Origin of the sequence: Corallococcus praedator (assembly GCF_003612125.1) — a bacterium.
Classification (GTDB): domain Bacteria; phylum Myxococcota; class Myxococcia; order Myxococcales; family Myxococcaceae; genus Corallococcus; species Corallococcus praedator.
On record NZ_RAWI01000365.1, the window covers coordinates 1 to 9,359 of the forward strand.

At 71.7% G+C, this 9,359-nt stretch carries 4 protein-coding genes and 2 pseudogenes; 5 read left to right on the forward strand and 1 reads right to left on the reverse strand.

Going from position 1 to position 9,359, the window contains the following annotated elements:
- Positions 1–544 (forward strand): annotated as a pseudogene (locus D7Y13_RS32705) (DEAD/DEAH box helicase); the annotation flags it as partial.
- 58 nt (positions 545–602) lie between these two features.
- Here D7Y13_RS32705 and D7Y13_RS32710 read toward each other — a convergent pair.
- Positions 603–1,094: a helix-turn-helix domain-containing protein gene (locus D7Y13_RS32710; RefSeq protein ID WP_120537317.1), complete on the reverse strand. Its 492-nt coding sequence runs from the start codon at positions 1,092–1,094 to the stop codon at positions 603–605.
- Between the two features lie 62 nt (positions 1,095–1,156).
- Between D7Y13_RS32710 and D7Y13_RS32715 the strand changes: the two genes are divergently transcribed.
- From D7Y13_RS32715 to D7Y13_RS32730, 4 genes and pseudogenes are all read left to right on the forward strand, one after another.
- Positions 1,157–2,386: a Glu/Leu/Phe/Val family dehydrogenase gene (locus tag D7Y13_RS32715; RefSeq protein ID WP_120537315.1), complete on the forward strand. Its 1,230-nt coding sequence runs from the start codon at positions 1,157–1,159 to the stop codon at positions 2,384–2,386.
- 124 nt (positions 2,387–2,510) lie between these two features.
- Positions 2,511–3,728: a threonine ammonia-lyase gene (locus D7Y13_RS32720; protein ID WP_120537316.1), complete on the forward strand. Its 1,218-nt coding sequence runs from the start codon at positions 2,511–2,513 to the stop codon at positions 3,726–3,728.
- 58 nt (positions 3,729–3,786) lie between these two features.
- Positions 3,787–5,151, forward strand: a complete 1,365-nt coding sequence (locus D7Y13_RS32725; protein WP_120582875.1) for a peptidase MA family metallohydrolase — start codon at positions 3,787–3,789, stop codon at positions 5,149–5,151.
- Positions 5,152–5,268: 117 nt separating this feature from the next.
- Positions 5,269–9,359 (forward strand): annotated as a pseudogene (locus D7Y13_RS32730) (hypothetical protein); the annotation flags it as partial.

Genomic DNA, 9,359 nt, shown 5'->3' on the forward strand with positions numbered 1-9,359 from the left:
GCCCCCGTCCCCGGACGCGGGCCCCGGCGAGGTGAAGCTCTGGGTGAACCTGGGCATGGACGACGGCATGGACGAGGCGAAGCTGCCCGCCACGCTGGAGTCGCTGGGCGCCCCGGGCGGCAAGGTCATCCGCGCCCTCACCCGCCCCACCTACGGCTACGTCTACGTGCCGGAGGCGGAGGCCCCGGGCTTCGAGGCCCTCAACGGCAAGACGCACGCCGACAAGGCGCTGAAGCTGGAGCGGCACCGTCCGCGCGGCCAGCGTGAGGAGCGCCGTCCCCGCCACGAGGCCCTGCCGGATGTCCCCGGACAGGCGCGCCTCTGGGTGGGCCTGGGCCGCCAGGAGGGCCTGGACGAGGCGGGCGTCACCGCCGCGCTGGAGGCCGCGGGCGCTCCGGCGGGCAAGGTGCTGCGCACGGACCTGCGCCCCACGTACGCGTACGTCTTCGTCGCGGAGGAGGACGTGGCCGGCTTCGAGGCCACCCACGGCAAGCCTCACGGCGAGAACAAGACGCTGAAGGTCGAGCGCGCGAAGCGCAAGTAGTCCCCTTCGTCGGTGCCTTCCAGGGCGACGCGCCTTCCCAGGTGGAAGGCGCGTTGATTCAGGAAGGCACCTTCCTCCTGCGGGCCCGGTGGTAGTGCGCGGTGCACAGCCCCCGGGCCAGCACGGGCCGGCCGCAGTCCGGTTCGGTGCAGGAGGCAGCAACGTGTCCCTGGGACGGGGGACATGCGGCGTCAGGCCCGCCGCTGAACATCGCGTCCGCCACGGCCAGGAGGCGGTCCACGTCTGCCCGGCCCAGTCCCCGCACCCGAACCCACTCCACCAGCCGATGAGCCCCCGCGTCCTCCGCGTCCTCCAACCGGAACAGCTCCCAGAGCGGCAGCTCCAGGGCGGCCGCGACCTGGAGGAGCGTGTCGTAGCTGGGGTTGCGCTCGCCGCGCTCCAGGAGCGACACGAAGCTCACGGAGATGGCGCACCGCTCGGCGAACTCCTCCTGCGTGAGGCCGCGCCGCTCGCGCAGCGTGCGGATGCGCCGCGCCAGTCCCTGGAGCGAGCCGCTTGCGTCGCTTGGAGGCGGAGAGCCGGGGCGCATGGACGCCCCCATCGTAGCGCACCCCTTCTGTTATGGTTTTCCCACCAGGAGCCCGCCCCACCATGAACGCCGTCGACGGCACCAACTACTACTTCCGCAAGGCCGCGCGGGTGATGGACGTGGGAACGCCCATCGAAACGCTCCTGGCCACGCCCCTGCGCGAGGTGAAGGTGCAGGTGTCCATCGAGATGGACTCCGGGGAGATCCGCACGTTCCTGGGCTACCGCATCCAGCACGACAACAGCCGCGGCCCCATGAAGGGCGGCCTGCGCTACCACCCCGCCCTGGACCAGGACGAGTGCGTGTCGCTCGCGTCGCTGATGACGTGGAAGACCGCCGTGGTGAACGTGCCCTACGGCGGCGCCAAGGGCGGCGTGGCGTGCGACCCGTCGCAGATGAGCCTCAAGGAAGTGGAGCGGCTCACGCGCAAGTTCGTGGATCAGATCCAGGACGTCATCGGGCCCACGCGCGACATCCCCGCGCCGGACGTCAACACCAACCCCCAGGTGATGGCGTGGGTGATGGACCAGTACTCGCGCTACCACGGGCACTCGCCCGCGGTGGTGACGGGCAAGCCCCTGGAGCTGTACGGCTCCAAGGGCCGCGAGGCCGCCACCGGGCGGGGCCTCTTGTACGTGTGCCGTGAAATCCTGCGCGACCTGGGCATCCCCATGAAGGGCACGCGCTTCGCCATCCAGGGCTTCGGCAACGTGGGCAGCCACATCGCGCAGCTCATCTGGGGCGACGGCGGCGTGGTGGTGGCCGCGTCCGACGTGCTGGGCGGCATGTACAACCCGCTGGGCCTGGACGTGCCGTCGCTCTTCGAGCACGTCAAGCGCACCGGCACCGTCACCGGCTTCAGCGGCGGCACGCCGTGCAGCAACGAGGACGTGCTCGCGGCGGACTGCGAGGTGCTCATCCCCGCCGCCCTGGGCCACGTGCTCACCCGCGACAACGCCAACAGCGTGCGCGCGCGCCTGGTGGTGGAGGGCGCCAACGGGCCCACCCAGCCGGAGGCGGACGACCTCTTGGAGAAGCGCGGCATCTTCGTGGTGCCGGACATCCTCGCCAGCGCGGGCGGCGTCACCGTCAGCTACCTGGAGTGGGTGCAGAACCTCCAGCACGTCTCCTGGGAGGAGGACCGCGTCAACGCGGAGCTGGAGAAGACGATGAAGGAGGCCTACGACCGGGTGGCGCAGATTGCCCGCTCCCGGAAGGTCTCCATGCGGACGGCCGCCTACATCCTGGCCATCGGCCGGGTGGGCAAGGCCACGGTGCTGCGCGGCATCTGACACACCCGGGGCGGACCTTTCGGGGACCGACGATTCCTCCGCCCGCTGCCGCATCGCGTCCAGGCAGGCCCCACGCGCTGGGCCGCTTCCGTGCGGGGCCGGCATCCGCTACACGGCCGGCATGATGGTCACCCTGCAGGACATCCAGGTCGCGCGCGAGCGGCTGCGCCCGGCGCTGCGCCCCACGCCGTGCCCCGCGTCCGACTACTTCACCGAGAAGACGGACTGCGCGGTGGTGTACTTCAAGCTGGAGAACCTCCAGCGCACCGGCGCGTTCAAGGAGCGCGGCGCGCTCAACAAGCTGCTCACGCTCACGCCGGAGGAGAAACAGCGCGGCGTCATCGCGGCCTCCGCCGGCAACCACGCGCAGGGCGTGGCCTACCACGCGCGACGGCTGGGCATCCGGGCCACCATCGTGATGCCGGAGCGCACGCCGCTCATCAAGGTGACGCGCACGCGGGACGACTACGGCGCGCGCGTGGTGCTCAAGGGCGCCAACTTCGATGAGGCCTACGCGGAGGCGCTGCGCATCCAGCAGGCGGAGGACCTGGTCTTCGTCCACCCCTTCAACGACCTGCACGTCATCGCGGGCCAGGGGACCATCGGCCTGGAGCTGTTGGAGCAGTGCCCCGACCTGGAGCTGGTGCTGGTGCCGGTGGGCGGCGGCGGACTGATTTCCGGCGTGGCCGTGGCCCTCAAGGAGACGAACCCGCGCATCCAGGTGGTGGGCGTGCAGGCCGCCACCATCGCCAGCATGAAGGCGTCGCTGGACGCGGGCGTGCGCACGGAGCTCACGGCCGCGGGCACCACCATCGCGGACGGCATCGCGGTGAAGATTCCGGGCGACATCACCTTCGAGCACGTGCGCAGGTACGTGGACGCGGTGGTGACGGTGGACGAGGAGGAGATCGCCGCCGCCATCCTGCTGATGCTGGAGCAAGAGAAGACGGTGGCGGAGGGCGCGGGCGCCGCGGGGCTGGCCGCGCTGCTCAACGGCAAGGTGCCGCAGGCGAAGGGCAAGCGCGTCGCCATCATCGTCGGGGGCGGCAACATCGACATGAACGTCATCAGCCGCATCATCGAGCGGGGCCTCGTGAAGGCGGGCCGCCTGGTGCAGTTGGAGGTACGGCTGCCGGACCGGCCCGGCATGCTGGCCCGGCTCACCACGCAGATTGCCCAGATGCGCGCCAACGTGGTGGACCTGCACCACGACCGCGCCTTCTCCAAGGCGGGCCTGGGCGAGGCCACGGTGGAGGTGATGCTGGAGACCACCGGGCACGCCCACATCCAGGAGCTGATGGCGTCCCTGGAGGCCCAGGGCTGGCAGGTCGCCCGGACGTAGCCCAAGGGAGCAGGGAGCTTGCACGCCCGCGCGCGGCTTCGGCGATACTGGGGATTCCATGAACACGCCCCTCATCGCCCTGTTGCTGCTCGCCGCCGCCCCTCCGCCGCAGAAGGCCAAGGAGCTGGCCGCCCAGAAGCAGTGGGAGGAGCTGTACCTGGCGTTCGCGGCGGCGTCCCCTTCCGACTATCCGGAAGCGCAGCGGCCGGGGGTCGCGGCCCCGCTGCTCAAGGGGTGCGAGGCGCTGCTCGCGGAGGACGCGGTGATGGCGTACTCGCTGGGCGAGCGCGCGGTGGCCTTCCAGGAGACGTCCGGGGCCCTGCGGTGCCTGGCGAAGTCGGCGCTGAAGACGGATCAACGCGCGTCCGCGGAGGAGGCGCTGCGCAAGGGCCTGGAGCAGTTCCCCAAGGACGGCGCGTTCGGGCTGGAGCTGGGGCGGCTGCTGCTGCAGGACGAGGACACGACGGCGGCCATCGCCACGCTGGAGCGGGTCCCCGCGAAGACGAAGGAGGCGAAGGAGGCGCGCAAGCTCATCCAGAACGCGCGCGCGAAGGAGAAGGAGGCCGGGGCCGCGCGGGGCGAGGTGGAGCGCCTGGAGAAGCGGCTGAATGGCGAGGAGGACACGCGCACCGCGAAGGGGACGCAAGGGGACGGCGACGTGCGCACGGCGAGCCTCAGCTACGAGTCCAGCGTGACCAAGGACGGCATGCGCGTGCGCGCCAACCGGCGCTTCTCCATCCGCTACTTCAGCAGCGACCGCGACTTCGGACAGCGCGCCGAGTACGAGGGTCAGGTCGTCTCGGCGCTGGAGGATGCGTATGACTTCACGCTGCGGACGCTGGGCCGGGCCCGGGAGCAACAGCTGGAGGTCGTGCTCTACACGAGCGAGGAGTTCAGCTCGCACATGGGGGCTGTCTTCGCGGCGCAGGTCGCCGGGCTGTACCGCAACAACGCCATCCGGCTGAACGACGCGGCGCAGATGACGCCGCAGAACCGGGCCACGCTGGTGCACGAGTACGTGCACGCGGCGTTGGATGAAATCTGCCCGGAAGGCGGCGGCGCCCTGCCCCGCTGGTTCAACGAAGGCATGGCCGAGTACCTGCAGTGGCGCTTCCAGAAGATGGATGGCCCGCCGCGAGCCCTCCGGGACCGGATGCGCTCGGCGGCCAAGCAGGGCATGTTGCCGACGATGTCGGTGATGAACTCGCGGGCGCTCATCACCCTGAGTGATCCCGCCGTGGCCTACGCCGCCTCCGCCATGGCCGTGCAGGAGCTGGTGCGCCTGGGCGGGATGGAGAAGCTGCTGGGCTTCGTCCAGTCGGTGAACGGGGCCGCCTCCTTCGAATCCGCCCTCCAGTCCACCTACGACAGGGACTTCGCGGCCCTGGACAAGGCGGTCCATACCGCCCTCTCGGGGAGGTAGCGGCCGGTCGGGCTTGGCGGATTGGTTTACCCCCTGGCGGGAGTCCCCTACACTCGCGGCCCTCCAAGATTTTCGCTGCGGCGGTCCCCGTTTGACGCTGGCGCAGCAAGGTGACGGATGTCCGATACTCGCGCCGCGATGAGAGAATTCCGCTTCCTGGATGAGAAGCGGAAGCTGGGAAGCCTGTCCGCCGTCGAGGAGGCTCGCTGGGTCGAGTTGCGCGGTCTGTTGGGCATCCAGGACGCGGCGGACACCGCGGCGGCGGCCCAGGCCTGGGCCCAGCCCCAGGAGCAGGTCCAGGAGCAGCCCCAGGGCTACTACGGCGAGGACGGCCAGTGGTACGCCTACCCCGCCGGCTATGAGCAGCCCCAGGGCTACTACGGTGAGGACGGCCAGTGGTACGCCTACCCCGCCGGCTATGAGCAGCCCCAGGGCTACTACGGCGAGGACGGCCAGTGGTACGCCTACCCCGCCGGCTACGACCCCAACGCGCCCTATGATCCGAACGCGGCGGCGTGGCCCCAGCAGGGCTACGACGCGAACGCGGCCGGCACCGACGCCGCCGCGGCGTATGATCCGAACGCGGCTCAGGCGTGGGCGGGCTACTCCGGGGGCACGGCGGAGGCAGGGTATGCGCCGCAGGCTCCCGTGGATCAGGACAACCTGAACCTCAGCACCGACGACATCGACATCCCGTCGCTGAGTGAACCCGCGCCATGGATGCCCCAGCCGGCGGAAGCAGCGCCCGTGCAGGCGGCCACCGAGACCTGGGAGACGAGCGCCGAGGAGGATTTCTCCGGGCTGTCCACGGCGACGCCGCCTCCGGTGGCCGCCGAACCCGAGGCCTCGCTGGAAGACTCCTTCGCCGAGCTGTCGATGGAGGTCGAGACGGAGGCCCAGGCACCGGCGGCCTCCGGCCTGGATCCGATGGCGGAGGCCCTGGCCTCCGCCGAGCAAGCGGCCTCCGAGGAAGCGGCGATGCTGGACGCCGAGCCCGCGTCCGAAGCGGTGATGGCCGAGGATCTGTCCTCCGCGCCCGTGGACGCCGCGTGGGACGCGGCACCGCTCGCGGTGGAGTCCGACGAGTCCCGTGACGGGGCGCTCGACACGGCACCGCTGGCGGTGGACACGTCGGCCCCGGCCGACGGCGAAACGTCGGCGGATTGGGATTGGAGCGACGTCGCGACGGCGCAGGCCCCGGCTCAGGCGGAAGGCGCCGTGCTGGAGGCGTCCGCCGAGGAGATCGCGACCGACGCGGGTGACACCGAAACGGCGTGGCAGACAGCGTCCGCCTCCGGAACGACGGATCCCGGCGGGGACATCGTGCTCGGTTCCGGCGACATCGCGGAGGCGTGGACGGACAACGCGGAGATTTCCGAAGCGCCCGCGGAGGAGAGCGCCCTGGAGGCGGGTGATGCCACGGGGACGTGGCAGTCGCAGCCGGCCAGCGTGGAGGCGTGGCAGGCCGACGGCGCGGCTTCGACGGAGGCTCCCGCCGAGGAGATCGCGCTCGGTTCGGACGACATCGCGGCCAGCTGGCAGTCCGACAGCGCGGCTTCGACGGAAGCTCCCGCCGAGGAGATCGCGCTCGACGCCGGAGATGTCGCGGCCAGCTGGCAGTCCGACAGCGGCGCTTCGACGGAGGCGTCCGCCGAGGAGATCGCGCTCGACGCCGGAGATGTCGCGGAAGAGGGCGCGGCCTGGACGGACGCTGCGACGGGAGTCGACGAAGAGGCCATCGCGCTGACGGACTCCGAGGCCCTGGCTTCCGCGCAGGCGGCGGAGACTCCGACGTTCGACGCGGCCGACCTGGGGGCCGAGGAATCACTCTCCCCTCCCCCGTCTCCGTTCGCGGAGGGTTCGTCGCTGGGGATCCGCAGCATCCCGGTGGGACCGGACGTGGAAGCGGAGACGCTCGAGCTCGGCGCGGAGGATGTCGAGCCGTCGGCGCTGTCGGCGGCGCGTGAGGCCCTTGCAGCGGAGCAGTGGAGCGAGCTGAACGGGCAGCCCGATGAGGCCGTGCCGCTGGCCACCGCGAGCGAATCCCTCGCGGAGGCGCAGTCCGCGGAGGACTCGGCGTGGTCCGATGGAAGCCAGGACGCGCAGGCCGAGTGGTCCGCCGACGGAGCGCCGTCCGACGCGACCGCCACCGTCGGGTTGCAGGAGGAGTCCTCGCCCATCGAGCTGCAGCCTGAGTGGGCCTCCGATGCCGTGGAGTCCCCCGCCGAGACGCCCGCCTGGGCGCAGGCCACCGAGGAGTCCGCGCCCATCGAGTTGCAGCCGGAGTGGGCCGCGGCCGACGCGGTGACAGGGACCGATGCCTCCGCGGAGCCGGAGGCTGTCGAGGCACAGCCGGAGTGGAGCACCGGGGAACAGACCGCGACCGAAGCGACTGCCGCCGAGTGGGAGACCCCGGCGGAAGAGACCGCGTGGTCGGTGTCCGCGGCGCAACCGGCCACGGACCACGCCCAGGCGACTGGGAGTGATCCGACCGGGGAAGCTCCGCTGATTGAAGCGCAGGCGGACTGGGCCACGGAGGATACGGCATCGGCGGAGGGGTCGGATCCGTCCGGAGCGATGGCGCCCATCGAGGCGCAGCCTGAATGGGCTGCGTCCACGGAGGTCGCGCCGCACGAAGCCGAAACTGGCTGGGCTGCCGCCGGCGAGACCGCGCCCGCCGCGCAGACGTCGGACTGGGAATCCCCGCAGGACGCCGCGCCCATCGAAGCGCAGCCGGAGTGGGCCACCCCGGAAGAAGCCGCGCCCATCGAGGCCCAGCCCGAGTGGGCCACCCCGGAAGAAGCCGCGCCCATCGAGGCACAGCCGGAATGGGCCACGGAAGAGGCCGCGCCCATCGAGGCCCAGCCGGAATGGGCCACCGCCGAAGAGACCGCCCCGGTCGCTCAGTCGGAGTGGACCTCCACGGAAGAGGCAGCCCCCATCGAGGCCCAGCCGGAATGGGCCACGGAAGAGGCCGCGCCCGTCACCGCGCAGCCCGAGTGGGCCACGGAGGAAGCTTCCGCACCTGTCTCCGCACAGCCGGAGCCGGCCTCGGCCAAAGCGTCTGCACCCGGCACTGCACAGTCCGAGTGGGCCACTTCCGAGGATGCCGCCATCGAGGCTCAGCCCGAGTGGGCCACGGAAGAGGCCGCGCCCGTCGCCGCACAGCCCGAGTGGGCCATTTCCGAGGAAGCCCCCATCGAGGCCCAGCCCGAGTGGGCCACGGAAGAAGCCGCGTCTGCCACTGCGCAGTCAACGTGGACGACGCCCGAAGAAGCCGCACCTGTCGCTGCACAATCGGAGTGGGCCTCTACGGAAGAAGCCGCCCCCATCGAGGCCCAGCCCGAGTGGGCCACTGCCGAAGAGTCTGCCCCGGTGGCCACGCAGTCGGAGTGGGCCACCTCCGAGGAAGCCCCCATCGAGGCCCAGCCCGAATGGGCCACGGCCGATGCCTCCGCTCCCGTCGCCGCGCAGTCCGAGTGGGCCACCGCCGAAGAGGCCGCGCCCATCGAGGCTCAGCCGGAATGGGCCACGGCCGAAGAGACTGCACCCGTCGCCGCGCAGTCGGAGTGGGCGTCCACGGAAGAGGCCGCCCCCATCGAGGCCCAGCCTGAATGGGCCACGGAAGAGACCGCGCCGGTCGCCGCACAGTCGGAGTGGGCATCTACGGAAGAGGCCGCCCCCATCGAAGCCCAGCCGGAATGGGCCACGGAAGAGGCCGCGCCCGTCGCCGCTCAGCCGGAGTGGGCCACCACGGACGACGCAGCACCCATTGAAGCCCAGCCCGAATGGGCCACGGAAGAGGCCGCGCCCGTCGCCGCTCAGCCGGCATGGGATCCGAACGCCTCCGCTTCCGAAGCGACCTCGTCGGACTGGGCCTCCACCGATACGCCGGCCCCTGTCGCCGCGCAGTCGGAGTGGGCCTCCACCGAGGAAGCCCCCATCGAAGCCCAGCCCGAGTGGGCCACGGAAGAGGCCGCGCCCGTCGCCGCTCAGCCCGAGTGGGCCACCGCCGAGGAAACCGCCTCCGGGTCCTGGGCCCAGCCCGCCACCGAGTCACAGCCCGCGTGGGAGGCCCCCGTCGAAGAGGCCGCCTCCGAGTGGTCCTCCCCTCCGGCCACGCCTGAATGGAATGCCCCGGCCGCCCGGTCCGCCTGGAGCGCCCCCCAGGAAGCCCAGCCCGAGTGGATGGCCGCCGAGCCCGAGCC

Excerpts from the sequence above, each read along its gene's own strand:
- D7Y13_RS32710 (WP_120537317.1), bottom strand. The coding sequence starts at position 1,094 with ATGCGCCCCGGCTCTCCGCCTCCAAGCGACGCAAGCGGCTCGCTCCAG.
- D7Y13_RS32715 (WP_120537315.1), top strand. The coding sequence starts at position 1,157 with ATGAACGCCGTCGACGGCACCAACTACTACTTCCGCAAGGCCGCGCGG.
- D7Y13_RS32720 (WP_120537316.1), top strand. The coding sequence starts at position 2,511 with ATGGTCACCCTGCAGGACATCCAGGTCGCGCGCGAGCGGCTGCGCCCG.
- D7Y13_RS32725 (WP_120582875.1), top strand. The coding sequence starts at position 3,787 with ATGAACACGCCCCTCATCGCCCTGTTGCTGCTCGCCGCCGCCCCTCCG.